The 25,585-nt window shown below is 68.5% G+C and carries 24 protein-coding genes and 1 pseudogene; 4 read left to right on the forward strand and 21 right to left on the reverse strand.

Going from position 1 to position 25,585, the window contains the following annotated elements:
* The first annotated feature begins 60 nt into the window (after window positions 1–60).
* The 4 genes from FH610_RS10830 (at window position 61) to FH610_RS10845 (ending at window position 2,763) form a co-directional block, all read left to right on the forward strand.
* Window positions 61–885 carry an alpha/beta fold hydrolase gene (locus tag FH610_RS10830; protein ID WP_139574197.1) on the forward strand — a complete coding sequence of 275 codons (825 nt, stop codon included), beginning with the start codon at window positions 61–63 and terminating at the stop codon, window positions 883–885.
* Window positions 886–925: 40 nt separating this feature from the next.
* Window positions 926–1,249, forward strand: coding sequence for a putative quinol monooxygenase (locus FH610_RS10835; protein ID WP_139574198.1), 324 nt, complete (start codon window positions 926–928; stop codon window positions 1,247–1,249).
* A gap of 33 nt (window positions 1,250–1,282) precedes the next feature.
* Window positions 1,283–1,975: an SDR family NAD(P)-dependent oxidoreductase gene (locus FH610_RS10840; RefSeq protein WP_139574199.1), complete on the forward strand. Its 693-nt coding sequence runs from the start codon at window positions 1,283–1,285 to the stop codon at window positions 1,973–1,975.
* Between the two features lie 533 nt (window positions 1,976–2,508).
* A complete protein-coding gene (locus tag FH610_RS10845; RefSeq protein WP_139574200.1) occupies window positions 2,509–2,763 on the forward strand; it encodes a hypothetical protein in 255 nt (84 codons plus the stop codon).
* A gap of 79 nt (window positions 2,764–2,842) precedes the next feature.
* Here the strand turns inward: FH610_RS10845 and FH610_RS10850 are convergent, their stop codons facing one another.
* The 21 genes and pseudogenes from FH610_RS10850 to FH610_RS10940 form a co-directional block, all read right to left on the reverse strand.
* The gene (locus tag FH610_RS10850) at window positions 2,843–3,358 is read right to left on the reverse strand and encodes a DUF2716 domain-containing protein (RefSeq protein WP_139574201.1); all 516 of its coding nucleotides are present in this window, start codon (window positions 3,356–3,358) and stop codon (window positions 2,843–2,845) included.
* Window positions 3,330–3,527, reverse strand: a complete 198-nt coding sequence (locus tag FH610_RS10855; RefSeq protein WP_139574524.1) for an ester cyclase — start codon at window positions 3,525–3,527, stop codon at window positions 3,330–3,332. The genes FH610_RS10850 and FH610_RS10855 overlap by 29 nt, the downstream gene beginning before the upstream one ends.
* Window positions 3,528–3,539: 12 nt before the next feature.
* Entirely contained in the window at window positions 3,540–3,668 is a 129-nt protein-coding gene (locus tag FH610_RS45150; RefSeq protein WP_205825691.1) for a nuclear transport factor 2 family protein, read from the reverse strand.
* 60 nt (window positions 3,669–3,728) lie between these two features.
* Entirely contained in the window at window positions 3,729–4,880 is a 1,152-nt protein-coding gene (locus tag FH610_RS10860; RefSeq protein WP_139574202.1) for a glutathione-independent formaldehyde dehydrogenase, read from the reverse strand.
* Between the two features lie 13 nt (window positions 4,881–4,893).
* Window positions 4,894–5,346, reverse strand: a complete 453-nt coding sequence (locus tag FH610_RS10865; protein WP_139574203.1) for a DUF1931 family protein — start codon at window positions 5,344–5,346, stop codon at window positions 4,894–4,896.
* Between the two features lie 31 nt (window positions 5,347–5,377).
* On the reverse strand, window positions 5,378–7,045 hold the full coding sequence (locus FH610_RS10870) for an FAD-dependent oxidoreductase (RefSeq protein ID WP_139574204.1): 1,668 nt from the start codon (window positions 7,043–7,045) through the stop codon (window positions 5,378–5,380).
* The gene (gene trxA / locus FH610_RS10875; RefSeq protein WP_139574205.1) at window positions 7,029–7,472 is read right to left on the reverse strand and encodes a thioredoxin; all 444 of its coding nucleotides are present in this window, start codon (window positions 7,470–7,472) and stop codon (window positions 7,029–7,031) included. Before trxA ends, FH610_RS10870 begins: the two co-directional genes overlap by 17 nt.
* 3 nt (window positions 7,473–7,475) lie before the next feature.
* A complete protein-coding gene (gene clpB, locus FH610_RS10880) occupies window positions 7,476–10,094 on the reverse strand; it encodes an ATP-dependent chaperone ClpB (protein ID WP_139574206.1) in 2,619 nt (872 codons plus the stop codon).
* A complete protein-coding gene (locus FH610_RS10885) occupies window positions 10,085–10,411 on the reverse strand; it encodes a chaperone modulator CbpM (RefSeq protein WP_079314187.1) in 327 nt (108 codons plus the stop codon). Before FH610_RS10885 ends, clpB begins: the two co-directional genes overlap by 10 nt.
* Entirely contained in the window at window positions 10,408–11,397 is a 990-nt protein-coding gene (locus FH610_RS10890) for a DnaJ C-terminal domain-containing protein (protein ID WP_139574207.1), read from the reverse strand. The genes FH610_RS10885 and FH610_RS10890 overlap by 4 nt, the downstream gene beginning before the upstream one ends.
* Window positions 11,397–11,891 (reverse strand): nucleotide exchange factor GrpE, encoded by a 495-nt coding sequence (locus tag FH610_RS10895; RefSeq protein WP_079314185.1) that lies wholly within the window; start codon window positions 11,889–11,891, stop codon window positions 11,397–11,399. The genes FH610_RS10890 and FH610_RS10895 overlap by 1 nt, the downstream gene beginning before the upstream one ends.
* A gap of 13 nt (window positions 11,892–11,904) precedes the next feature.
* Window positions 11,905–13,803 (reverse strand): molecular chaperone DnaK, encoded by a 1,899-nt coding sequence (dnaK, locus tag FH610_RS10900; protein ID WP_139574208.1) that lies wholly within the window; start codon window positions 13,801–13,803, stop codon window positions 11,905–11,907.
* 22 nt (window positions 13,804–13,825) lie between these two features.
* The gene (locus FH610_RS10905) at window positions 13,826–14,293 is read right to left on the reverse strand and encodes a general stress protein (RefSeq protein WP_139574209.1); all 468 of its coding nucleotides are present in this window, start codon (window positions 14,291–14,293) and stop codon (window positions 13,826–13,828) included.
* Between the two features lie 368 nt (window positions 14,294–14,661).
* On the reverse strand, window positions 14,662–15,828 hold the full coding sequence (locus tag FH610_RS10910; protein WP_240808889.1) for a glycosyltransferase family 4 protein: 1,167 nt from the start codon (window positions 15,826–15,828) through the stop codon (window positions 14,662–14,664).
* Window positions 15,829–16,120: 292 nt separating this feature from the next.
* Window positions 16,121–16,329: pseudogene (locus tag FH610_RS45610) on the reverse strand (IS701 family transposase); the annotation flags it as partial.
* Window positions 16,330–16,954: 625 nt separating this feature from the next.
* Window positions 16,955–17,248, reverse strand: a complete 294-nt coding sequence (locus tag FH610_RS10915) for a DUF2795 domain-containing protein (RefSeq protein WP_139574210.1) — start codon at window positions 17,246–17,248, stop codon at window positions 16,955–16,957.
* 103 nt (window positions 17,249–17,351) lie between these two features.
* Complete coding sequence (locus FH610_RS45615; RefSeq protein WP_420813676.1) at window positions 17,352–17,948, reverse strand: IS3 family transposase; 597 nt, start codon at window positions 17,946–17,948, stop codon at window positions 17,352–17,354.
* Window positions 17,949–18,232: 284 nt separating this feature from the next.
* A complete protein-coding gene (locus FH610_RS10925; RefSeq protein WP_139574211.1) occupies window positions 18,233–20,494 on the reverse strand; it encodes a DEAD/DEAH box helicase in 2,262 nt (753 codons plus the stop codon).
* The gene (locus FH610_RS10930) at window positions 20,463–21,815 is read right to left on the reverse strand and encodes an ATP-binding protein (RefSeq protein WP_139574212.1); all 1,353 of its coding nucleotides are present in this window, start codon (window positions 21,813–21,815) and stop codon (window positions 20,463–20,465) included. Before FH610_RS10930 ends, FH610_RS10925 begins: the two co-directional genes overlap by 32 nt.
* Entirely contained in the window at window positions 21,812–24,067 is a 2,256-nt protein-coding gene (locus tag FH610_RS10935; RefSeq protein ID WP_338104536.1) for a tellurite resistance TerB family protein, read from the reverse strand. The genes FH610_RS10930 and FH610_RS10935 overlap by 4 nt, the downstream gene beginning before the upstream one ends.
* Before the next feature lie 332 nt (window positions 24,068–24,399).
* Window positions 24,400–25,125 (reverse strand): DUF6461 domain-containing protein, encoded by a 726-nt coding sequence (locus FH610_RS10940; RefSeq protein ID WP_276607653.1) that lies wholly within the window; start codon window positions 25,123–25,125, stop codon window positions 24,400–24,402.
* Window positions 25,126–25,585: the final 460 nt, after the last annotated feature.

Below are 25,585 nucleotides of genomic sequence, written 5' to 3' on the forward strand. Positions count from 1 at the left end.
GCCACCCTCGTAGGTACATCAAGCCGCCCGGCACTCGGGCGAGACCGCGAGGAGCACACCATGCCGTCCGTCACCACCGGCGAGGGAGCCGAGATCTTCTACAAGGACTGGGGCTCGGGCCGGCCGGTCATGTTCCACCACGGCTGGCCGCTGAGCTCGGACGACTGGGACGCCCAGCTGCTGTTCCTCGTCCGGCAGGGCTACCGCGTCATCGCCCACGATCGCCGTGGGCACGGACGTTCCGCCCAGGTCGGTGAGGGGCACGACATGGACCACTACGCGGCGGACGCCGCCGCCGTCGTGGCGCACCTCGACCTGCACGACGTCGTCCACGTCGGCCACTCCACCGGCGGGGGAGAGGTCGCCCGGTACGTCGCGAGGCACGGTGCCGGTCGAGTCGCCAAGGCCGTCCTCATCGGAGCGGTCCCGCCGCTCATGGTCCAGACGGAATCGAACCCGGGAGGGCTGCCGATCGAGGTCTTCGACGGCTTCCGCGAGGGCGTGGCCACCGACCGCTCCCAGTTCTACCTCGACCTCGCCTCGGGGCCGTTCTACGGGTTCAACCGCCCGGGCGCGGACGCGTCCCAGGGCGTCATCTGGAACTGGTGGCGCCAGGGGATGGCCGGCAGCGCGCAGGCGCACTACGAGGGGATCAAGGCGTTCTCGGAGACCGACTTCACCGAGGACCTCCAGGCGATCGACGTGCCCACGCTCATCCTGCACGGTGACGACGATCAGATCGTGCCGATCGCCGACTCCGCCGAGCTGTCGGTCACGTTGGTCGAGAACGCGACCCTGAAGGTCTATCCGGGCCTGTCGCACGGCATGTGCACCGTGAACGCCGAGACCATCAACGCCGACCTCCTCGCCTTCATCGAGAGCTGACACGGCATTCAGAGCCGACACCGCTCGGAAAGGAATCACCATGACCGCGACCCCCAACGGCTACGTGACCGTCATCTGGGACGCCAAGGCGAAAGCGGGTAGGGAGGCCGACCTCAAGGCGTTCATCACCGCGGCCGTCACCCCCTCGCGCAACGACCCGGGCAACATCGACTACGAGGCCCACGAGGTCGAGGGCCGGCCCGGCTCGTTCGTCATCTACGAACGCTGGGAGAGCCGCGCCCATCTCGAGGCCCATCTCGCCGCGCCCCGAATGCAGGAACTCGTCCCGCAGATGCTCGAGCTGACCGAAGGCTCCATCGAGGACGGCATCCGCCTGCTGCGCCCCTTCCGACCCGCCCACTAGACACGACCCCCGCACGCTACGGAGAGAAAGACCATGACGACCACATTGATCACCGGCGGCAACAGGGGCCTCGGCCACGAGGCGGCGCGCCGGCTCGTCCAGGCGGGCCAGACCGTCTGGATCGGAGCCCGAGACGCCGAGAACGGCCGCGAGGCCGCCGACCGGCTCGGCGCCGAATTCGTCCAGCTGGACGTGACCGACGACGCGTCGGTCAACGCGGCGGTCGAAACGCTGCGCGCGCGGATGGGCCACCTGGACGTCCTCATCAACAACGCCGGAATCCTCGGTGAGGTCACCGCACCCGAGGAAATGACGGCCGACCAGGTCCGCCATGTCTACGAGACCAACGTCTTCGGCCTCGTACGGGTCACGCACGCGTTCCTGCCGCTCCTGCGCGCGGGGAGCGTTCCATCCGTCATCAACATCACCAGCGGCCTGGGGTCGTTCACGCTGACCCACGACCCCGAGCGCGTCGAGTCGCAGTATCCGCTGCCCGCCTACAGCTCGTCGAAGAGCGCGGTCACCATGCTGACCATGCAGTACGCCAAGGCGATCCCCGACGTCCGCTTCAACGCGGTGGACCCGGGCCAGACCGCGACCGAGTTCACCGGCCGCCTCGGGCACAGCGTCGAGGAGGGCGCCGAGGCCGCGGTGCGCATCGCCACCCTGGGGCCTGACACGCCCACCGGCACGGTCACCGACCGCGCCGGTGTGCTCCCCTGGTGATGATCACCGCCAGCAGGTCCAGGAGCGGTGTGAGCCCCTCGCACGCATCGACCGGGACCACGCACGGCCCGCCATCCCCGGCGGCGGCCCAGGACGCCGCCCCAAGGTGATCACCGCGCCGCCACGATATTCGGTGGCGGAACGCTCCGGGGCCTCGGTGACAGGGAAGCGGTGAGTGATGACGGGGCAGTCGGCCACCGTGACGTTGTGGCGGCCCGGTCAGTCTCAGGAATTCGCCGCTTCCGCGCTGAGCCCACAGTGGGTGGTGGTGAGTTTTCGTCACATGCTCGACCGTGACGATTACCAGTCGCCCGTCAGTCCGTGCAACGGCCCGTAGTCGTCTCGGCCCCCGCTCCCGAACGTGTCCTGAGCCGCCAAGTAGCGCCTGACCCGACAGAACGCGAGATCTGTCGGGCCCGGCCCGGTTACTGATGGGTAGCGCCAATGGCTGTTCCTGGGTTCCCCGACCCCGGTGCTGCCAGATGGAAAGCAGCTCCGCCCCCGGTGACTGACGGTGATGGTGCTACCGGGGTGTGGCTGCCGACGTTGATGCGCTGACCATGCCTGACCGTTGCCGTTCCGGCCGGGTCGCGAAAACGCATCAGCCTGTGGGCATGCCGATCTGGTCGCGTTCCAGGACGGTGCGCAGCTCTGAGAGGGTCTGCGCGGCGGCCGTCATGGGGGGACGTCTGGAGCGTATCTGCGATCAGCTCGGCCAGCCGCTCGGTAAAGGTCCTTTCTGCCGCGTCCGCCAGTCGCAGGCCGTCGTCGGTCAGGGCCAGCAGTGAGGACCGGCGATCCGAGGGATTCGGCTGACAGGCAACCCATCCGTCCCCGAACCCGTTCGCTGCTACCAGGACCAATGGACTAGAAGGTCCATATGTTTCCGATGTTGCGACCACCACGCCGTAAGGCCGTGCCCAAGAGCTCGGTGAGCTCGTCCTCCACCTCGGCCAGCAGATCACTGCCGAAGACGCATAGGGAATCCTCCCAGGGATGCCCGAAGGTGCCCAGACGAAGATCAGAGGTGAGATAGAGGTAATAGTCACCGTCGGGGTAAGCGAGACCGGGCCAGCGGGGCCCGCCAGGGCGTGCGACCCTATGGGGATCGAAGCGGTAACCCTGGTGGTTCCAATCGAGCCAGTAGAGCGGTTCGCCCGGTCGCGCGCAGGCGAGCAAAGCGCGCTCGATGACGGCCTGGATCTCATCCACCATGGGATCCTCCCGCCCACTGACGGCGGCCAGATGCCAGGTGACCGAGTCGGATGGTTCGACGATCCCCGGATACATGCTCGTACTCGGCTTGAAGACGAAGCGCGCCTCGAAGGCGGTCCACATTGCATCGTGTTCGGCTTCAGGTGCTGGTCCCCCGGATGGCGACATGGCGGCCGGTTCGTTCCAGTACCTGGCCCCCGGGCAGTAGGAAGGGCCCGGTGTGGGTGCCGGTGAGCAGCCATTCGGTCACCGCCGGATCGGTGCACAGGACGGTGTGCCAGACCGTCATGCGCATGTCGGGGAAGCCCCTGAACAGGTCTTCGTAGTAGGAGGCGATCTGCTCGTGCCCCTACGCGACGCCCGCCGGGGTCACCAGGACCGCGTCCTGACTGTGACACTGGATCACCTCGTCCAGATCGTGCCTGTTGAAGGCGTCGTGCAGCCTTTGCTTGAGCCAGCGGGCGTCCGGCATGCGCATGGCGCGTCCCCTCACTGCCTGAGCGGTCGGACCGCGAGGCCCGCGGCCGCCACGAGAGGGTCAGCCGATGCCGGCGGGATGCAGGACAACCTTGGTCCATCCGGCATCCCGCTGGTCGAAGTGCTCGTAGCCGCCGGGCGCGTCGTCCAGATCCAGCTCGTGTGAGACGACCCACGACGGCCGGGCCTTCCCCTCGTGGATGAGGGTGCAGAGCTGCCGGTTGTAGTTCTTGACGTTGCACTGACCGTTGCCCATGGTCTGGCCCTTGAACCAGAACATCCCGTAGTCGAAGGCGATCTCGCCCTGCTTGTAGAGGTCGTCGGGGCTGCCGGGATCCATGGGGATGAACACGCCCACGACCCCGATCGTCCCGGCGAACCTCACCGACTTGACGAGGTTGTTCAGCGTCATGTTGGGATGCTCGTGTCCCTGGGGGTCGTGTGCCTGGAAGCCCACGCACTCGCAGCCCCGGTCGGCGCCCCTGCCATGCGTGAGCTCCATGACCTGGTCGACCGGCGACGTCTTGGAGTCGTCGATCGGGATCGCCCCGATCTCCTCGGCCTTGGCCAGCCGGTCCGGGTGGCGGTCCACGACCATCACCATGCCCGCGCTCTTGAACGTCGCGGAGTAGGCGGCCATCAGGCCGACCGGCCCTGCCCCGTAGATCACGACCGAGTCGCCGGCCTGCACACAGGCGAGCTGGGTCGCGTGCCAACCGGTGGGCCAGATGTCGGCCAGCATGACGTAGTCGGTCTGCCTCTCCCGCGCGTCGTCCGGCAGGACCAGGCAGTTGAAGTCGCCGAACGGCACGCGCAGCAGCTCGGCCTGGCCGCCGTTGTACGGGCCCATGTCCGCGAAGCCGTAAGCGGCCCCGTCCACCCCCGGCTCCGGGTTGGTGGTGAGGCAGAAGGCGGTAAGGCCTCTCTCGCAGTTGGCGCAGAAGCCGCACGCGACGTTGAACGGCACGCAGACCATGTCGCCGACGCGGACGCGTACTACTCCCGGCCCCACCTCGACCACCTCGCCGAGGTTCTCGTGGCCGAGGACACGGCCCGGCTCCAGGTCGGTCCGGCCTTCGTACATGTGCAGGTCGGAGCCGCAGATGTTGGTTGTGGTGACACGGACCAGGACGTCGGCGGGCATCTCTATCCGCGCGTCCGGCACGTTCTTGACGCCGACCTGCCGGGGTCCTTCGTATACGACTGCCTTCATGATGTCCTCGCTTCTAGAGCAGCAGCTCGAAAAGGCGGATCACGCGTTCCCACTGCTCGGTCCTCGGATTCTTCAGGCCGGGATCGAGGATGGTGAACGTGCGCGCCAGCGCCAGCGACAGCCCGCCGACGATCTCGGGCAGCCGTTCCCTCACCTCCTCGCCGATGGACAGGTCGAGCGGAGGCAACGCCGCGAGCTGCTCCAGGATGGGCTTCAGCTCGATGTCCTCGTCGAGGTCGCGGAACCGGTGGATGCTCTCCTGGAGGCCCTTGGTGACGGGCAGGTCCCAGGTCTCGACGACGTCCCGGACGTTCGCCTTCGCGTGGGCCTGGCCAATCACCAGCAGGTCGTACAGCTTCTGGTTCACGAAGTCGCTGTAGCGCCGGAGATCCTCCTTGTCGACGTCGAGGCCCGCCACCGTCCTGAAGAACCGTTCGAACCTCGGCACCGCCATCACTTCTGCCATCGCCAGTCCCCTTCCTTCCCGCGTGGGCGGCTCAGCCCCTCAGCTGAAGGTGCTCGTGCACGAGGCGCACGGCCATCGCGCCCTCGCCGACGGCCGACGCGACCCGTTTGGTCGATCCGTTCCGCACGTCCCCGGCCGCGAACACACCCGCTCTGCTGGTCTCCAGCGAGAACGGCCGACCGGTCGAGTCCGGCACGCCCTTCCTGCCTGAACGAGCGGCGTCCAGCCCGGTCAGGATGTATCCCCGGGAGTCGAGCGCGACCTCGTTGGCCAGCCACCGGGTGTACGGCTCCGCACCGATGAAGACGAACATCGCGCGGGCCTCGACGGTGAACCGCTCCCCGGTGACGTTGTGCCCGACGACCGCTTCGAGCGTCTCCCGCCCGACCAGCCGCCGGACCTGGGTGTTCAGCAACACCTGAATGCCGGGGTGTTGTTCGATCTCGACCGCCAGGTAGCGGGACATGTTCCTGGTCAGCTCGCCGTCGCGTACGAGCAGGCGGACAGAGACGACGTGGTGGGCGAGGAACAGCGCGGCCTGGCCAGCCGAGTTACCGCCGCCCACGACGACGACCGGATCCCGGCTGCACATCTGTGCCTCGAACGCGGTGGCTGCGTAGTAGACGCTGGTCGCCTCAAACCTCTCCAGGTCGGGCACGACGAGCCTCCGGTAGCGGACGCCTGTCACGATGAGCAGCGTGCGTGCGTGAACTGTCGTGCCCTCCTTCAGGGTGACGAGGTGATGGCCTTCGTGCTCTCGCAGCGTGCACGCCTCCGCCGGGACGCAGAGCTCCGCGCCGAACTTGCGCGCCTGGATCATCGCCCGCTCGGCCAGCTCGCCACCAGAGATCCCGGCGGGAAAGCCAAGGTAGTTCTCGATCCGCGACGAGGTGCCCGCCTGGCCGCCCAGGGCGACACTGTCGAGGACAACCGTGCCGAGCCCTTCGGAGGCTCCGTAGACCGCGGCGGCCAGGCCAGCCGGCCCGGCTCCGACGATGAGCAGGTCGCACACCGCCTCCCGCGTGCTCGGCGCCGGGAGGCCGATGGCCCTGGCCAGCTCCGCGTTGGTGGGGTTGCGCAGCACCAACTCGCCGCGCCAGATCACGACCGGCGTCTCCGCCGGGGTGACGCCCATCCGCCGCAGGAAGCGCTCGACCTCGGCGTCCTGTTCCAGGTCGATCCACTGGTGCGGCAGCCGGTTGCGCGCCGCGAACTCCCGCAACCGCTGGCAGTCCGGCGAGTAGTGGGAGCCCACGATCCGGAAACCGGCCCCCAGTCCTATGAGCATCGAGCGGCGGATGAGGTAGGCGCGCAGGACGAGGTCGCCCAGGATCTCGTCGCCGGCGACCAGCCGGCGGAGCTCGTCCACGGGTACGGCGAGCACCTCGCCGTCCTCCGCCACCACGGCGGTTATGAAGCTGGCCTGGCCGGTGAGCACGTTGAGCTCGCCCAGGAACCGGCCCGCGCCGTGGACCCTGATCGCCTGATCGTCGACTCCGTACCCCTTCACGATCGCCACCCTGCCGCTCAGCACGATGAAGAAGGCGGCGCACGGGTCGCCCTCCGTGAACAGCACGTCGTCCCGGTGAGCCGGGCGACGCTCGCCGTGGGCGGCCAGCGTCCGTATCTGCGCATCGCTCAGCCGGGGGTAGGCGCCCTGCAGATCGGGCGACTCGGTGAGCTCATCCGGCCAGCGCATCGCCGACCCACTCCCGCAGCACGGGCGCCGGCGCCGCACCGGCCCGCTGGGCCACGACCCGCCCGAGGCGCAGGACGACGAGCGTCGGCACGGCTCGCACGTCGAAGCGCCGCGACGTCTCGGGCGCCTCGTCGATGTTCACCTTCACCAACTTGATCCGCCCGGCCAGCTCGGTGGCGACCTGCTGGAGCGCCGGGCTCACCATGCGGCAGGGCCCACACCAGGACGCCCAGAAATCGACGACGACCGGTATCCGCGCCGCCTCGGCGACCTCGGCGAAGTCCTCGTCCCCCGCGTCCACCACCCAGGGCAGCGACTCGCGGCACTCGCCGCAGCGCGGGACCCCGGCACCCGCCCGGGGCACGCGGTTGTTGCGGCCGCAGTGCGGGCACCGGACGACGCTCGACTCCGCGACCTTCGGCGGCATCGGTCAGCCCTCCGGGTTGTCGTAGGTGACGACGAGCTCGCCGCCGGACAGAACCACCCGGATGGTCGCGCCGTCCCTGACGTCGCCGGCGACCAGCGCCCGCGCGACCCGGGTCTCCACCTCGCGGGCGATGTAGCGGCGCAGCGGACGGGCTCCGTAGATCGGGTCGAACCCGCGCTCGGCGATGTGGCGGACCGCCTCCGGGCTGATCTCGAGCGTCATCCTGCGCTCGGCGAGCCGCGCTCTGATGTCGTTGAACATCAGCGTGACGATCTGCTCGATCTCGGCCTCGGTGAGCGGCTTGAACAGCACGATGTCGTCGATGCGGTTGAGGAACTCGGGGCGGAAGCGGGCGCGCAGCTCCGCCATGACCATCTCGCGCACCTCCGGGTCGATCTCGCCTGACGGCGCCGCCTTCTCGCTGAGGTAGTGCGAGCCGATGTTGGACGTCATGATGATCACGGTGTTGCGGAAGTCGACCGTGCGCCCCTGGGCGTCGGTGAGCCGCCCGTCGTCCAGCACCTGCAGCAGGGTGTTGAACACGTCCGTGTGTGCCTTCTCGATCTCGTCGAAGAGCACCACGGAGTAGGGCTTGCGCCGCACGGCCTCGGTGAGCTGGCCGCCCTCCTCGTAGCCGACGTACCCGGGCGGGGCGCCGACGAGGCGGCTGACGGTGTGGCGCTCCTGGTATTCGCTCATGTCGACGCGGACGATGTTCTCCTCGGTGTCGAACAATGCCTCGGCCAGCGTCTTGGCCAGCTCGGTCTTGCCGACTCCGGTCGGCCCGAGGAAGATGAACGACCCGATCGGGCGGCGGGGGTCCTTGATCCCCGAGCGCGCCCGGATGATGGCGTCGGCGACCGCCCGCACGGCCTCGTCCTGGCCGATCACCCGCTGGTGCAGAATCTCGTCGAGCCGTAGCAGCTTCTCCCGCTCGCCCTCCTGCAGGCGGCTGATCGGGATGCCGGTCCACCGCGACACGATGCCGGCGATCTCCTCCTCGGTCACCACCTCGCGCAGCAGCCGGCGCCCGCCCTGCTTGCTCTCCAGCTGTTCCTCCGCAGCACGCAGCCTGCGCTCCAGTTCGGGAAGCCTGCCGTGTCGCAGCTCGGCCGCGCGGTTCAGGTCGTACATGCGCTCGGCCTGCTCGGCCTCCCGGCGTACGCTCTCGATCTCCTCGCGCAGCTGCTGCACCTTGCGCAGGGCGTGCCGCTCGGCCTCCCACTGGGCCCGCATGGCGTCGGCCTCGGCCCGCAGGTCGGCCAGCTCCTTGCGTAGCGTCTCCAGGCGCTCCCGGCTCGCCGGGTCGTCCTCCTTGGAGAGCGCCGCCTCCTCAATCTCCAGCCGCGTCACCCGGCGGGTCAGCTCGTCCAGCTCCGCAGGCATGGAGTCGATCTCCGTACGGAGCATGGCGCACGCCTCGTCGACCAGGTCGATCGCCTTGTCAGGGAGGAAGCGGTCGGAGATGTAGCGGTGGCTCAGCACAACCGCGGCGACGATCGCGCCGTCCTGGATCTTCACGCCGTGGAAGACCTCGAGCCGCTCGCGCAGCCCGCGCAGGATGGAGATGGAATCCTCGACCGACGGCTCGTCGACGAAGACGGGCTGGAAGCGGCGCTCCAGCGCAGCGTCCTTCTCGATGTGCTTGCGATACTCCGTCACGGTCGTCGCGCCGATCATGTGCAGCTCGCCGCGGGCCAGCATCGGCTTCAGCATGTTGCCGGCGTCCATCGCCCCCTCGGCGGCACCCGCGCCGACCACCGTGTGCACCTCGTCGACGAACAGCAGGATGCGTCCCTCGGACGCCGTCACCTCGGTGAGCACGGCCTTCAGGCGCTCCTCGAACTCGCCGCGGTACTTCGCCCCCGCGACGAGCGCGCCCATGTCCAGGCTGAAGATCGTCTTGTCCTTCAGGCCCTCCGGTACGTCGCCGCGCGCGATGCGCTGCGCGAGGCCCTCCACGATCGCCGTCTTGCCCACGCCTGGGTCGCCGATCAGGACCGGGTTGTTCTTGCTCTTGCGAGACAGGATCTGGACGACCCGGCGGATCTCGCCGTCCCGCCCGATGACCGGGTCGAGCTTGTCCGCCCGCGCCGCGGCGACGAGGTCGCGCCCATACTTCTCCAGCGCCTCGTAGGCGACCTCCGGATTGGCGGAGGTCACCCGCTGATTCCCGCGTGCCTGCGTCAGGACCTGCAGGAAGCGCTCACGGGTCAGCCCGTGTCCCTTGAGCAGCCGGCCCGCCGCGCTGTCGACGCCCTCGTCCAGCAGCGCCATCAGCAGGTGCTCGACCGACACGTACTCGTCCTTCAGCCGGCCGGCCTCCCGCTCGGCGGCATCGAACAGCCGCGACAGCCGTTGGGTGACATAGACCTGGCCGGGGGCGGCGCCGGGACCGGTGACGCGGGGCCGCCGCTCCAGCTCGTGCTCCAGTTCGAGCCGGAGCTTGTCCGGGTCGGCCCCGGCGGCGGACAGCAGGCGCGGGACGAGCCCGTCGGGCTGCCGGACCAGCGCCAACAGCAGGTGCTCCCCGTCGACCTCGGTGTGTCCGAAGCGGATCGCCGCGGTCTGGGCGTCGTGCAGGGCCTCCTGCGACTTCTGCGTCAGGCGGTTCAGGTCCACGATCTGTCTCCGGTCCATCTCGTATGGGTGCGCAGAGCCGCCTCCAGCTCCGCGATGCGGTCCAGGAGGTCCGTCACGAGGCCGAGGGAGGCGTAGTTGACGGCGAGCCCCGCGTGCAGGCGCTGAAGGCGCCCCACGGCGGCGACCTGGGCGGGCGGGAAGCACAGGCCGCCCGAGAAGCCGGTCCAGGCCTCGATCAGCCCGAGCGCCACCAGGCGACGCACCAGTTCCGGGTGCAGCCCCGTGGCCCGGGAGAAGGACTCCAGGTCCAGGTGCCCGACGTCCACCTGGGCGAGCCGGACGAGCGGATAGGTCATGACGGGCTCCTCGGGTTGAACGCCGAGATCCTGGCCAGTTGCTCGTACAGGCGGCGCTCCTCGTCGCCGAGCGTGGGCGGCACCATGATCCGGGCCTCGGCCAGCAGGTCTCCGGGCCGGCCGCGCGGGTTCGGCATGCCCTGTCCGCGCAGGCGCAGGCGGCGCCCGGACGAGGTACCCGGCGGCACCTTGACCTTCGCCTCCCCGCCGGGCGTGTCGACCGCGACGGTCGCCCCCAGCGCGGCCTCCGACGGCGTCAGCGGGAGGCGGACGTGGATGTCGCGCCCCTCCAGGCGGTAGCGGGGGTGGTCGGCGATCCGCGCGATCAGGTAGAGGTCGCCCGCACTGGCGCCGTCGCTGCCCGCGCCGCCCTGGCCCGCGAGCCGGATCCGCTGGCCGTCGGTCACCCCGGGGGGAATGTTCACCTGGAGGGTCCGCCCGCCTCCCGGGCCGGGGATCGTGATGCTCCGCTGGCCGCCACGGTAGGCCTCCTCCACCGTGAGCGGCAGCTCGGCCTCCTGGTCGGCGCCGGGCACCGGGCCCCAGCCGCGGCCGGTCGCGCCGCGCCTGCGCCTGCCGAAGACGCCACCGAGCAGGTCTTCGAGGTCGATGCCCTCGAACCCCTCGCCGGTGGTGAAGTGGATCTCCTCCCCGCCGGGTCCGCGCGCCCAGGCGGGCCCCGGCCCCGCCCAGCCCGGTCCCGCGCCGGCTCCCGCTCCGGCGCGGGCGCGCGCGTACGCCGACGGGTCCACGCCCTCGGGCACCCGGCGGAAGTCCGGCCCGAACGCGTCGTACCGCCGCCGCGTCCCGGGGTCCGACAGCACCTCGTACGCCTCCGAGACCTCCTTGAAGCGGTCCTCGGCGTCCGGGGCCTTGTTGACGTCGGGATGGTAGGTGCGGGCCAGCTTCCGGTAGGCCCGCTGGATCTCGTCCTGATCCGCCGTTCTCGGCACGCCCAGGATCTCGTAGAAGTCGCGCTCCGCCATCACTCGTCGGCTTTCGTGGAGACGACGACGGAGGCCGGGCGTAGTTGCAGCGCGCCGTCGCCGTAGCCGGGCCGTACGACCTCGACGACGGTGCCGGGGTCGGCGTCCGGGACGGCGACCGTGCTGACCGCCTCGTGCCTGGCGGGGTCGAACCGCGTGCCCACGTCGTCCCTGCGCGGGAAGCCGAGGCGCGCGAGCACGCCGACCGCCTGGTCGCGGACGGCCCGGACCCCCTCGATCACCGCATCGGCGTCGGCGCCCGCGTGCCTCAGCGCGAGTTCGAGGTTGTCGATCACCGGCAGCCACTCGGCCGCGACACGCGTACGCTCCTCGATCCGCTGCCGGTCCATGTCGCGCGCGACACGCTTGCGGAGGTTGTCGAGGTCGGCGACGGCCCGCAGCCACCGGTCCTCCAACTCGGCGAGCTTCTCCGCAACGGGTTCCTCGACGGCCTGCCGGGGCTCCGGAGGTGGTGTCTCATTCCGCTCGGTCATGTCATGTCACGGGCTAATCAGAGCTGGTGAACTCGGCGTCGATGACGTCCTCGTCCGAGGGGCCGGCGGCGGCCTGGCCGGGCCCGGCCTGAGTCGGCCCCTGGGTCTGGGCCTGGGCGGCGGACGCCGCCACGCCGAGGCCGTGGTAGATCTGCTGCAGCTCCGCGGTCAGGCCGCGCAGCCGGTCGACGGGCACCTCCTCCTTGATCGCCTGACGCGCTTCCATGATCAGCTGCTCGGCCCGTGCCTTCTCGTGCACCGGGACCGTGTCGCCCAGCTCCGACAGCCGGCGCTCGACCTGGTAGGCGGCAGAGTCCAGCTCGTTACGGGCGTCGGTCGCGGCACGAAGCTGCGCGTCCTCGTTGCGGTGCCGCTCCGCATCGGCGATCATCCGGTCGATCTCGCTCTTGTCCAGGTTGGAGCTCTCGCTGATCGTGATGCGCTGCTCGGCGCCGGTGTCCTTGTCCTTGGCGGAGACGTTCAATATGCCGTTGGCGTCGATGTCGAAGGTGACCTCGATCTGCGGCACCCCGCGCGGGGCAGGCCGGATGTTCTCCAGCCGGAACCGGCCGAGCACCCGGTTGTCCGCGGCGCGCTCGCGCTCGCCCTGCAGGATGACGATGTCCACGGCCGACTGGTTGTCCTCAGCGGTGCTGAACGTCTCCGTGCGGCGGGCCGGGATCGTGGTGTTCCGCTCGATGATCTTCGTCATCACGCCGCCGAGCGTCTCGACGCCGAGCGACAGCGGCGTGACGTCCAGCAGCACGACGTCCTTCAGCTCGCCCTTGATGATGGCCGCCTGGACGGCCGCGCCGACGGCCACGACCTCGTCCGGGTTGACCGTCATGTTCGGGTCCTTGCCCGTCAGCCGCCGCACGAGTTGCTGCACGGCCGGCATGCGGGTGGAGCCGCCGACGAGGATCACCTCGTCGAGGTCGTTCGTCGTCAGCTTCGCGTCGGCCATGGCCTGCTCCACCGGACCCCGGCAGCGTTCGAGCAGGTCGTGGGTGATCTGCTCGAAGGTCGAGCGCATGAGCGTCGTGTTCAGGTGTTTGGGGCCGGTCGCGTCGGCCGTGATGAACGGCAGGCTGACCTGTGTCTGGGTGACCGCCGACAGCTCCACCTTGGCCTTCTCCGCGGCTTCGAACAGCCGCTGGAGGGCCTGCGGATCGCGCCGCAGGTCGATGCCCTGCTGCTTGTGGAACTCGTCGGCCAGGTGGTCGACGATGCGCCGGTCGAAGTCGTCGCCGCCCAGGTGAGTGTCGCCCGAGGTGGCGCGGACCTCGATGACGCCCTCGCCGATGTCGAGGACGCTGACGTCGAACGTGCCCCCGCCCAGGTCGAACACGAGAACGGTCTCGTTGCCCTTCTTGTCCAGGCCGTATGCCAGGGCGGCCGCGGTCGGCTCGTTGATGATCCGCAGGACCTCCAGACCGGCGATCTTGCCGGCGTCCTTGGTGGCCTGCCGCTGCGCGTCGTTGAAGTACGCGGGCACCGTGACGACGGCCTCGTTGACCTTCTCCCCCAGGAACTTCCCGGCGTCCGAGGCCAGTTTGCGCAGCACGAAGGCGGAGATCTCCTCCGGCGCGTACAGCTTGTCGCGCACCTTGAACCGCACGGCGCCGTCCGAGCCCGGCACGACGTCGAACGAGACCGCCTTGATCTCGCTCTGCACCTCGTCGAACTTGCGCCCGATGAAGCGCTTGGCCGAATAGATCGTGCCCTTCGGGTTGAGGATCGCCTGGCGTCTGGCCATCTGGCCCACCAGCACCTCGCCCTGGTCCGTAAAGGCCACCGCCGAGGGAGTCGTGCGCGACCCCTCGGCGTTCGGGACGACCGTCGGATGCGCGTCCTCGGTGGTCGCGATGACCGAGTTCGTCGTGCCGAGGTCGATGCCCACCGCCTTGGCCATGTCCTCATCCCCCTCCTGGCGCTCACCTGAGCGCAGCGGCCTCACGAGCATGCGTGAGCACGCGCCGGGCCTCGTCGGCGAACTCCGGGGCGACGAGGATGTCGTAGTGGTCGGCGACGACCGCAGGCATCGAGGCGAACGCCCGGTGCTGCACCACGTGACTGATCGCACCCCAGACGAGGCCGAAGATCAGCCCGAGCACGATCGAGGAGCCGATGGCCCATCCGGCCCACGGGCTGAAGATCGCGAATATCAAGCCGATGAGAAGACCGATCCAGCCACCGGTACCCGCGCCGGTGACGAGTGCTCTGCCGAGGCCCCATCGTCCGAGCACCTTCTCCTCCCACCGCAGATCGCAGCCCACGATGGTGACGTGTGCGATCGGGAAGTCGTGGCGGGCCAGGACGTCCACGGCGTGCTGGGCAGCGTCGTAGCTGCTGTAGGTGGCCAGCACCACCTTGTGGGGCCCTGCTGTTCTCGGGACGCTCACGGGACCAACCCCCTCGGCTATTCCAGCTCGTGAAGACGACTCGCTACGCCGCTGATATGCATCGGCGGGAGCGGGAGAACCGGAATCCACGCCACCTTCGACGTTGGCGGTAACAGGGCTGTACCAGCGAGAACAATCCCTATGACGCGTGTCCCCCCGTCGGCTTGTGGAACACCCGACGGGATTTTCGTCTCCCATGCCAGGATCCCGCCTGCCGTTCCCTCGCACCACCCTTCCCGACCCTGATCTGCCTCCCATGAGCAGTAGCAAGTCGCCCAGGGGGAGCGCCAGGGGCGAAGCAACTCCGTACTGGTCAGGCGTTGTGGCTCCCCGAAATTCACCCTTCCCGTCCCGCCGGACGGCCCGGGTCATGTATCCGCGCGAAGACCTGCTGGTATACGGGTTCGCTCGGTCATCACCGGACCGTCGAAGCGTTGCAGCGCGTAGGCGCGCACGGCCGCCGGCTCCAGCCGTCCGGCCTCCTCGATGGCGATCGGGAGCTGCCCGACCTCGTGACGGACACTGCCCGTCACGCCATCCAGGACGACCTCGGGAACCGCACCCCTGCTGAGTCCCACCACCGGTGTGCCGCAGGCCATAGCCTCGATCATGACCATGCCGAACGGCTCCTCCCACTGCACCGGGAACACCAGGCAACGGGCTCGGGACAGCAGGTCACGCTTCAGCGCGGCGTCAGCCTCGCCTATGTACTGCGCCGCCTGGCCGAGCAGCGGCATGACGTACTCCCGGAAGTACGCCTGTTCGGCTCTTTCCGTCTGCTTGCCCGCGAGGACGATGGACCGGCCGGCCGCCCAGGCAGCCTCGATGGCCAGGTGGGCGCCCTTGTCGGGATGCAGTCGGCCCAACCACAGGACCCATTCCTCCTTGCTCGCACGGAACGGGAACGTGGCGAAGTCCACGGAATTGTGCACCTGCGCGACCCAAGTGAGGTCGGGTGCGCTCGCCCGCTGCGACCAGGAGATGGCGACGAGGTTGACGGCGGTGCCGAGGGCCCGGTAGTAGGCGCCGAGTTCGCCCCGGACGTCGCCATGACAGGTGACCACGGTGGGAGCCGTACGTGCCGGCGCGCACAACGGCCCGGCGAGCGAATGGTCGTGGACCACGTCGGGCGCCAGTCCGCACAGGAAGTGCTCCGCCCTGGCGGCGTGCACGACTTCCGGAAACGCCTCTCCGATCCTGGCCGACGGCGGCTCGTTGTAGGTGCGCCGATCGCCTCCGTCGCCCGCGCCGATCACGGTCACCCGGTGTCCGCGGGCGAGCAGCCCGCGGACGAGATCCGCCGTCATCGACTCGATGCCGCCGTACCCCTTCGGCGGGATGTCGTACCACGGCGGGGCGACCATCGCGATGTGCAACGCCTGCCGCGCCCGTTCCGAAACGTTTCGCAGGTCCACGGAGACCTCCGGCACCCTGCGGCCCAAGCGGTGCCGCAGGCGGCTGTGCCAGCATGCCGTCCCCCACACCTTCTCGCCCCGGCCGGACTCCCTGCGTACGGAGGGCGGAATCGTGGTCACGACGACCTGAGTCGATCGCCGTGACCGGACCCGGGCCTGTGACGTGTCAGAACCTCCGCGGAAGAGGCGACCTGCTACTCACGCGGTTCCGAGAACTGCCGGAGCTCATGGAACACGTGAGCGGCGAGTCCGCCCGCCCCCCGCTCACGGACGCGGAATCAGGGCCTGTACTGGTCCGGCAACTGGACGGCGATGTCGAAGAACTCCTTGTCCGCAATGGCCTCGCGCAACGTGGCGAACACGGCGGCATGTTCCCGCGCTGGTCGAGGGACACGCCCTCTCGTTCAGCCACCCGGCACAGAAACAACCAACGACGGCCCGGGCGGTCGGCGTCGATCTCGACGAACGCCCAGTCGTAGTAGCGGTACCCCTTGGCGCCCTGTCCGGCCGACAACCGCTGCCAGGACCGTGGCGCCACCGAAAAATCACCTGATCGGCCCGGCAGACACCCGCGCCGGTGGCCACCCGGTGGCTTGCGGCGACCGCGAGCACGTAGCCGACCCACCCGCAGACGATCTGGCCGAACCCCTGGCGCACACCGCCTGTGACTATGACGCGGCCAGGCCCGGCGCTGCTCCAGTTCCGCTCGCAGGTGCGGGATCGTCGACGGAGGCCCCCGATACTCCAACCGGAGATCGCGATCTTGTGCGCGGGCGGGTGTAGAGATGCGGACGGCCACGCGATCATCGAGTGTTGTGCTGACAATCAAAGATCGTGCGGTGGCCGCAGGCGTCAGCGTAACGGCCTCGCAGTGGCAGGTGATGTTCGATGAGCTCACCGACCGAATCGGCGGCAAATTTGCCCGGGTAGAGCCGCGGCGGCGGGTCTGGGCTCTGCTGCGCCGGGCACGGGTTCATCGATCGGGAGTTGTACCTGCCCCGGGCGTGGACGGACGATGTCGAGCGGTGCCGGCGGGCGGGTGTGTTGATGTCTGTCGTCACAAACGGATCATCGACACCCTTCGCCCTTTTCCGCAGTCCGGCCCACAACTCGCCGACCCCCACATGATCAGCTGCGAGTTACACCACTCAGCGGGACATCACTTACGGCCCCCCGACGACCGCTACCTGGCGCTCGCCGGTAAATGAAACACATCCGCTGACGTGCCCCGGCTGCCCTCGGTCGGTCACGATTTGGGCTGCCGCAGGTGCTCGGCCACCCGTCCCCGGCCCTCGCCGGTGCGTTCTCGGGCCCTGCGCGCGAGTTCGGCCGGCGAGAGTCCCTCTTCCTCGTCGGGATCCCGGGGGACGGATCGCAGCACCTCCGCCTTGTTGGCGTATGTGCCGAGCGGTAATGCCCGCAGCAGCCGCAGCGCCTGTTCGGAAGCGCCGGCGTCGGCCGCCTGCTGGACGAGCGACTGTTTGTCCGCGGGGAAGTCCACGCTGGACAGGGCCTCGCGGATGATGTCGTCGACGGTCACGGGTCCTCCTAGGAGATCGGTGTGTTGGTGGCCACCACCTCCATCCGTCTCCCGCTACCCCGGCCATCACGAAACTACACGGTATTTCGCCCCTAATGTCCGTTTACTGTGCCGAGGAAAAGCACGCGCGGGCACTCGAGGGCCCGAGCACCCGCGCTCTGGTCACTCGCCGACCGCGATGGCCGGCTGAAGCGCTCCGGGTCTGATGGAGGCTCTGATGTACCTCGGGTTCGGTGGAGTCGGCGTGGTTGGCCGTCATGCCAGCTGCATGTTTGCGTAGAGCATCTCGTATTCGACCGGGGTGCTGCATCCCCAGGGCGCTGTGACGTCGTTGGCCGTTGTGGAAGATCTCCAGATACTCGAAGATCGCGTTCGCCAACTCGATGCGGGTGTTCCACCGCCGCCGATTGAGCAGTTCGGTCTGCATCCGGCCCCAGAACCGGTGTGCTTGCGATGCTCCGGCAGCGCCACCGCGTACCCCGTCACGTCGCCGGGATTGCGCTGACTCATCCGCTGCCGCACCAGCACGCCTACGGCTTTCAACGACCGGAAGAATTCTTCTTCCGACGCCGCTGTGGCGGCTGCGGTGACGACATACTGCCGCTGCCATCGCAACGCTCGGCCTGTCCCCGTCGCTCACCGACAGGAATTGGTGGTCGTTGGCCGGACGACTGAAACCGGTGAAGCCGAGGTCGACCATAATCCTGCCATCTACGGGCTGCGTTCGGCTGGAGCGGTCACCAGGACATCGCTGCGGATCAGACCCAACATTCCAGCGTTTACCGATCTCGGCACCGACACCCCACGGGCGGGGCCTTCGACTGTTTGCACCTCTCAGCAACCAAGCCCACTGGCATCCCCGGAAATCCCAGGATCTAAGTACGCTGGTGCCGGTGCTAGGCGACGGCCGCGGCAGCCTGGCCCTCTCGGTGACGACGGCCCTACCGGCCGCCGCGTGCACCCGCCAACCAAGGCAGTTTGAAATCACGCGAAACGAGCGAGGGCGGCCTGCTCAGCGAAACGACTGATCACGTTTCGAGCACCGGGAACATCAAGCCGACGGGCGGCGAAAGACCGGGCTAAGAGTTCCTCGCCGATCGATTCGTCGTACTTGTCGATCCTCTTGTCAGGAATTAGCCGAGCGAGCTCGGTCGCTGCGGGTAGCTCGGATTCGCTCAGTTCTCTCAGTAGGTCGGCGGTGATCTGCGGCGTTATTTCGGACAGCGCCAGTGCCAGACCCTGTCGTTCCACAGTGACCCCCCTGCTATGCAGGGTAAGCGCGATCGTCGTCATGATCGCGTCACCGCAGAACGGGAAGAGCAGAGTGTCGTTCCCGTAGCCCACGATAGGCCTGGCTTCCAGGCCGAAGCGGCGGTAGGCGGCGCGGCCCTGCTCTAAAAGGCGCTGAGCGGTCGCATCCAGATAGGTCGGAACAGCGGTGTCCTCGTAAACGCGCCGCATCTCGGTCCGAATGCGGTCGTGTACCTCCGGGCCTGCTCCCGTGAAGCGTGGCGGGCGGCCGCCTGATGCTCGCGCGACCTCGATGACCTTCGCCCGCGCGTCGATGGCGACGATTCGCCAACGCCGGCCCGCGAAAATCAGCAGAGCGCCTTCGGGGAGTGACTGTTCGATGGGCAGGCTTCCGAGAGCCCGTCCCCTATGCACGATGCGGTATTCGGTGGGAGCCGCGAAGGCGGCGTAGAAGGTGTAGTGGTTGACGAGCATCTCCCCCGCGTCACCGTGGAGAAGGAGGCCGTCGGTCTCCTGTCGGATGAGCGTCGCTTCGCCGAGGTCGCGCAGCAGCGCCGCAAAGGTCGCCGCGTCGACCAGCCGGAACGGCCCCTGGACGCAGAGAGTTCGGTAGGCGTCGTTCGGGGTGATGCCGCCGTGTTGGGCGATCAGCGAGAGAGTCTGCTGCACCAGGGTGGACAGATGCAGCGCCGTTCCGTGTGGGGGTTCGTACCAGCGCTGTAGCAGAAGCTCGATCGTCGCGATGGTCTGCACGAACTGTGCGCGAAGTTCCTCGGCTGGGTGCAGCGTTGGTGACAGCTCACGCTCGCGGATGTAGACCCGCAGGATCGCCGGCCCTCCTCGTCGCCCGGAACGTCCGAGGCGCTGACGCAGGGCGGCGACCCCGGGGGGCGCTCCGACCTGGGCGACCGACGAGACCGATCCGATGTCGATCCCCATTTCCAAGGTGGAGGTGCAGACGGCGGTGACCGGCCGGGCACGGTCCTTGAGGCGGGACTCGGCATGCTCGCGGATGTCCTTGGAGAGGTTTCCGTGGTGCGGGACGAACTCGTTCGGCACGCCCGCCTGGTCGCATCGACGGCTGAGCAGGTCGGTGTACTCTTCCACAGCGCCCCGGGAATTCGCGAAGATCAGGTTGTGGGAGCCGCGCAGGGTCGTGAACAGGTGATCGGCGATGGCGATCCGGTCCCCTGAGTCCTCCTCGCCCGTCTGTTGCTCCGCGTCCTCATCGGCGGTTCTGTCCAGGGCAGAGAGGTTGGGCCGCGTTTCGACGTAGCCGCGCACCTGCAACTGAAGCTCTTGGCTGTCGGCGTCCGACACGATCACGGTGACCTTGTCCCCGCTGCCGGGCCGGAGGAAATCCGCCGCCGCGCGCATGTCTCCGAGCGTGGCCGACAACCCGACCCGTGGGACGCGGCGCCGCGCGGCCAGGTCGAGCCGGTGCATGAGGGATTGCAGTTGTGCCCCGCGCTCGGCTCCCATGAAGGAGTGCATCTCGTCGATGACGACGTAGCGCAGAGCACCGGCCAGGTCGCGCATCTTCCACCCGCGAAGGACGAACATCGCCTCCAGCGATTCAGGGGTGATCAGGAGGATGCCCCGCGGCCGCTCGAGGAGCTTGCTTTTGCCACTGGCACCGACGTCGCCATGCCAGCGGGCCACCGGGATGTCCAGGTGTTCGCACAGCTCGTCGAGCCTGCCGTACTGGTCGTTGATCAACGCCTTGAGCGGACTGATGTACACCGCGGCGAACCCACCGGTCCGCGGTCGATCCGCGGTCAGCGCCGAGCAGATGGGCAGGAACGCGGCCTCGGTCTTCCCCGAGGCGGTTGCCGCGGCGATGAGCACGTCTGTCTCACCCGCGAGCACGGGAGCGGCCGCCGCCTCCTGGGCAGGGCGAAGCTCGGGCCAGTCCTGCTGCCAGATCCACCGTTGCACCTTGGGGTGCAGCAGCCGGAAGGCGCTAGAGCCGGAAGGAGGCGAGGTCGTCGTCATCGAAAGCTCCTGGCTGGGTCACCGATGCCCGCAGGGCGGGATCCTCGTCTTCTTCGAGCGGGGCCAGATCTGGGTTGCTCTCCTGGTCCAGCTCGACCGAGGGGAGAATCCGCCGCCAGTCCGCTCCGGGATTCTGCTCCAGTACGGCCAGCAGGTCGCAGAAGGCTTTGATCGTCGTTCGCGGCGTGCGGAAGTAGGCGTCACCGACGCGGCTGGAGCAGTGGTGCATGAACGCCGGCAGCGCGTCGTCCGCGACGAGGTAACGGGACGGGTCGCCCAAGGCGTAGACGTGCCGGATCTTAGTGAGCAGGACGTAGAGGTCCTCCGGAGTCAGGGCGGTGAGACGGAGCACCGGCCCGGAGTAGTCCACCAGCCCGTCCCTGGCGAAAGAGTTCTCCGCCAGTCGCGACTGGAGTGCGGCATAGCTGTAGAGCCCGCGGCGGGAGTCGGTGAGGAACTCGGGGGTGCCGCCGAACACGAAGCCCAGGTGCGCGGCCGTGCCCTGCAGTGTGTCGTTGAGGATGCGCAGGATCTGCTCGTAGTTGGCGTTGCGGGCCTGCGTGGAGGCCAGCTTGTAGAGGTTGACCATCTCATCCAGGCACACCAGCATGCCGTCGTATCCAGCCAGGCGCACGAACCGGCTCATCAGCTTGAGGTGGTCGTGGAAGGTCGCGTCATCGATGATCGTCCGGACGCCGAGCGCGGACCTGGCCTCGGTCTTGGTGGAGTATTCGGCGCGCAGCCAGCGCACAGCGGCGGCCTTCAGTTGCTCGTCACCGGTGTCGTGCCCGCGCCAGTAGGCGCCGACGACCTCGGCGAAGTCGTACCCTCCGGTCATCTCGGCCAGGTAGGCCAGGCGCGTACGGATGACCTGCCCGGGGTTGGCGCCGACCTGCTGGGCCTCGGCCAGTGCCGTGGAGACGAACCTCTCGACGACCGCGGGAAGTGCCCCACCGTCGGGCTTGGCTCTGGTGGCCATGTTGCGCATCAGCTCGGCATAGAGGCTGCGCGCCTGGCCGCCGGTGGAGTGCAGGCGGCGGTCGGGGTTGAGATCGGCGTGAAGGGTGACCAGTTTCTTCTCCAGGGCGATGGACCGCACCAGGTGCAGGAAGAAGGTCTTGCCCGCGCCGAAGTCGCCGATGACGAAACGCACGGCCGAACCACCACCGGCGATTCGATCGATGTCGGTCACCAGGGCCTGGACCTCGGGGGCGCGGCCCACCTGCACATGCCGCTGGCCGACCCGAGGGACTACGCCTGCTCGCAGCGACTGGAGGAGGGCATCACGCTCGCGGGGGCGGATCGGGGTCGTCGTGGTCACGTGAGCATCTCTCCCAGCAGATGTCGATTGACCCAGATCGGGTCGTCTCCTTCGAACAACGGCTCACCGCCCATCTCGTAGGCGGCTTCGTTTATGCGATCGAGTGCTCCATCGGGGAGCAGGTTCCATTTCGCCACGAGGTCCTCGAACTCCCCCCGAGACAACTGATCCACGTCGGGGAGGCCGCGTACGAGGCCGGAATGAGGGCCGTCCAGTCCGGCGACCGGATCAGCGGCCGGAGGCGGCGAGGGCACGTGCGCCGGTTCCTCTTCAACGAAGATCGAGCCCAGCAACGCCCCTACCCTGGCCGTCTCCTCAAGCTTGGCGGCGATGACACCGTGGTCGAGGTGCACGGCGACGGGAGCGGTTGGCACGTCGGCAGGGCGGGGAATCGCAAAGCCGGGTTCCGGCTCGGCCTGGCGGACGACCACTGGACCGGCCGCTGGAGTGGGGTGAGCGGCGGCAGGCAGGACGGACTTCACCGTGGCGGGGTCGAGTCCGAGCAGACGGTAGATACGGCTGAGGGTCTTGACCTCTTCAGGAGAAATGTGACCGTCGGCGGCGGCCACCCCGGTGAGGAACTCCGCCACGTAGGCCCGCTGTTCCTCGTCGATCTCCGCCAGGCGCCGGGTCAGGCCGGTGAGCTTGACGTCGGTGGCGATGAGCCAGCGCAGGTGCGCGTGCAGGCGCCGGCGTTCGTCCTGCGTCAGGTGCAGGGCCCGTTCGAGATGATCGCCGAGATGACGCTGCTCCGCCTCCGAGGTCTCCCCGTCGGCGGCGCTCACGGCCGCCGCCAGATGGAGCAGGATCGTCGCGGCGCGGTAGGCGTCTGAGGACGCCGCGGTGGGACCGCCCGGAGCGGCGAAAAGCACCATGGGACCGCTCGACAGGACCGGACCCCCCATCCGCGGATCAGGCTCGACTCCGATCCCCACGCCGGCCAGCAGTTGTGCCAGAGCGACGACGTCTTTCTTCGCCGGCTTGGCCGTAGGCGCGCCCAGCAGTGCGGCGAACTCCTCCGCCGGCACGAGAGCGGTCTCCTGCGCGCCGAGACGGTTCCGCGCCCACGTCACGGCGCGGCCCGCGCCTCCCGACTCGAGGTCCAGCAACTCCGCTGGAAGCAGTGCTTGCGCCTGCACACTCGTCTGCCGGTCCGGGAAGCGTCCGACGAAACGGCTGTAGGCATCCAAGTCGGTGGTGCACTCGTCAGCCAACGCCACGAGCTTGCGTGTCGGCGCGGCCAGCGTCAGCACGTCCGGGATGCCGTGGAGTGTCAGCCGGGGATACCCGCCGAAGCCGGCACTGGCGGGCCGATAATCCAGGGAGACTTCCTTGCGTCCGGGCCGGACCACCAGCCCCGCTCGATGGCGCGCGGCGTACCGCGACCGGAACAGCGCATCGAACTGAGCGGCGCAACGCGTTGCCGGAGTACGCGGGTAGTAGTCGGGGTGGGAACGGATCCAGGCCAACGCCCATTCGGCGGGGACTGGTCGCCCCTCCGCCGAAAACTCCCCCAATCCCACCCTCAGCCGGAGCGGCGTCACCTCACGAGAAGGCTCAGGGGGATGCCCGGCGCTGGGCCGCGTGTCCTGGCCCGCCAGGATCAGCAGGTCGAGGACTTGGTCGAACTCACCGGCATAGCTACGGAAGGAGGAGTTCTCGCCGTAGATCCGGAGAAGCCGGCGGACCTCGGCCTGGATGATCGATAGCTCATGCCCGGCGGTGGAACGATCCAGGCGTAGGTCGTGCAGGGCCCGTCGTTCCAGGCCATAGAAGTACAGGAACACATAGCCGATGGGTACATGCGGATAACGTCGTCCATCAGCGAGCCAGGACAAATAGGCGGCACGCGAGTCCGGCGAAATCGACGCATACGAGGGCCAGTAGCGCAAGCCCTGCCCCGTCCAATCCGGACGGCGCAGGTCGACCGGCAGTCGAGGGTCGATCAACGCGGGTTCGACCGTCTGTCCCGACGCTGACGGTAGACCGGCGCCCACATACAGCAGGCCGCCGACGATGTTCAGCCCCGCAACGCTGACCCCGAAGCCTGGTGGCAGCCAAGGTCCAGCAGTAGGCGGCGGAGGGGACTGCTGCGGATATCCCGTTCGAGCAGGGACTGCGGGGCGGGGAGCTTGAACCTGTCTACCATCATGCCCGGACGGGTGATGCGCCGCGGCCGCTCGGCGCCGGCCCGGCTCACTCCGAAAACGGTCGAAGAATCCCACGCGTTCACCTCTTCCGATCACATGCACGATCAGCAGACCGAGAAGCCGTGTGGATGCGATCAAGAAGCACCAGTGAACACTAGCCCCGAACGCCTTTGCCCCACTGTTCGAGCAATCACCTCGTTATCAACTTGAACCACAATTACGGACAGGACTAAAAACCCGATAAGGGAGAATTCGATGCCTTCTGTACCCGACCCCATGCCAGTGGAAGCACCTCCGACTATCGTCCGGCGTCAAATCCGGCCCGGAGAACTCGCAATTGACCATCCAACCTCTGCGCCGATTCGGACCAGCCGGTCCGCCACCGACGCACCCGAAGTGGCCCCGCGCTGGGCGTCAGAGCGCCAGAGCCGGATTCAACGGGGGATCGCGGCACCGAGAACGGGACGTTCGGCGTGCGCGGGTGTGACCATGACGCCGGAGATTCGGCCGGCGAGCGCCAGAACGGCCTGGATGGCGTTGTCGATCCAGTCGTCGGAGGCCGGGTCGATGCCGAGCTCGCGAAGATGCCGGTTGAGCCGGTCGGGTGCGGTGCCCCACCGGGTTCCGGGCCGGCTCGGATCGAAACCGGTAACGAGCTCACCGTCGAGGGCGTAGGCGAAGTCGTGACGGGCGGCGTAATCGTGTCGCACCACCGCGACGGCCTCGCCGCCATCGCGGGACAGCTCACCGATGACCTCGCGTTGCACTCCGCGCCGGCCGCACTCCTCGATCACGATGGTCCAGTCTCCCTCCCGCCGTGCCACGACGATCTCGGTGCGGCTGGAATCGGGGTACTCATCCACGTCGATCAGGCGGATGTGTTCCAGGGCGACGCCCAGGCGCCGGAGCACCTCGCGCTCCTCCACTCCCCTGACGAGCGTGATCGTGTAGATCGGTCCCAGCGGGCCCTCGTCCTGCCACGCATAGTCTTCCGGTGAGGCACCGGGCGTGCGGGCGGTGGCATGGACCGCCTCGGTCTTTTCAGCTCGCTCATACGCGTCAGGGTTGGCGGCGAAGAATGCCTCGATGACCCCGTGCCCGATTCGGCCGCGCTCGCTGACCGGGTGTCCGTTGGCCCGTGCCCACTCCCGGATCGCCAAGTCGATGTCACGCCCGTACGCCAGTTGGGTGACACGCAGCGGAGTGAAGTCGGCGTCGGACATGATCGGAATCTACCGATGCTCACTACAGGTGACAACGCACTGCTCCCCCTCGCGGCTCGTAGCTTTCCGCGCTACTCGGCGCCAGTGTGGCGAACGACGGTCACCAAGCCGTAGCCAGGAAGGTCGCCACGGTCGCCATGGGCGTCTGCGATGGCCCCACAGAGGATGCGTTGTCGATCAAGGTGCGCTGCTCAGAAGCGGCGTCCTTTACGGTGTAGATCTCCACTCCGTTTGAACACAAGGCGCTCCCCCGGCCAGAGGACCGGCATATGCGGTGACACGCTGGACATACATCTGTCACCGGGCGGCATGGTCCGGGAGTGCCACTCTTGATGACACCTGGGTGACACAACAGAAAAGCCACAATCCCCGATCTTGGGAACTGTGGCTCTGACCT

Source organism: Microbispora catharanthi (assembly GCF_006334915.2).
Taxonomy (GTDB): Bacteria; Actinomycetota; Actinomycetes; order Streptosporangiales; family Streptosporangiaceae; genus Microbispora; species Microbispora catharanthi.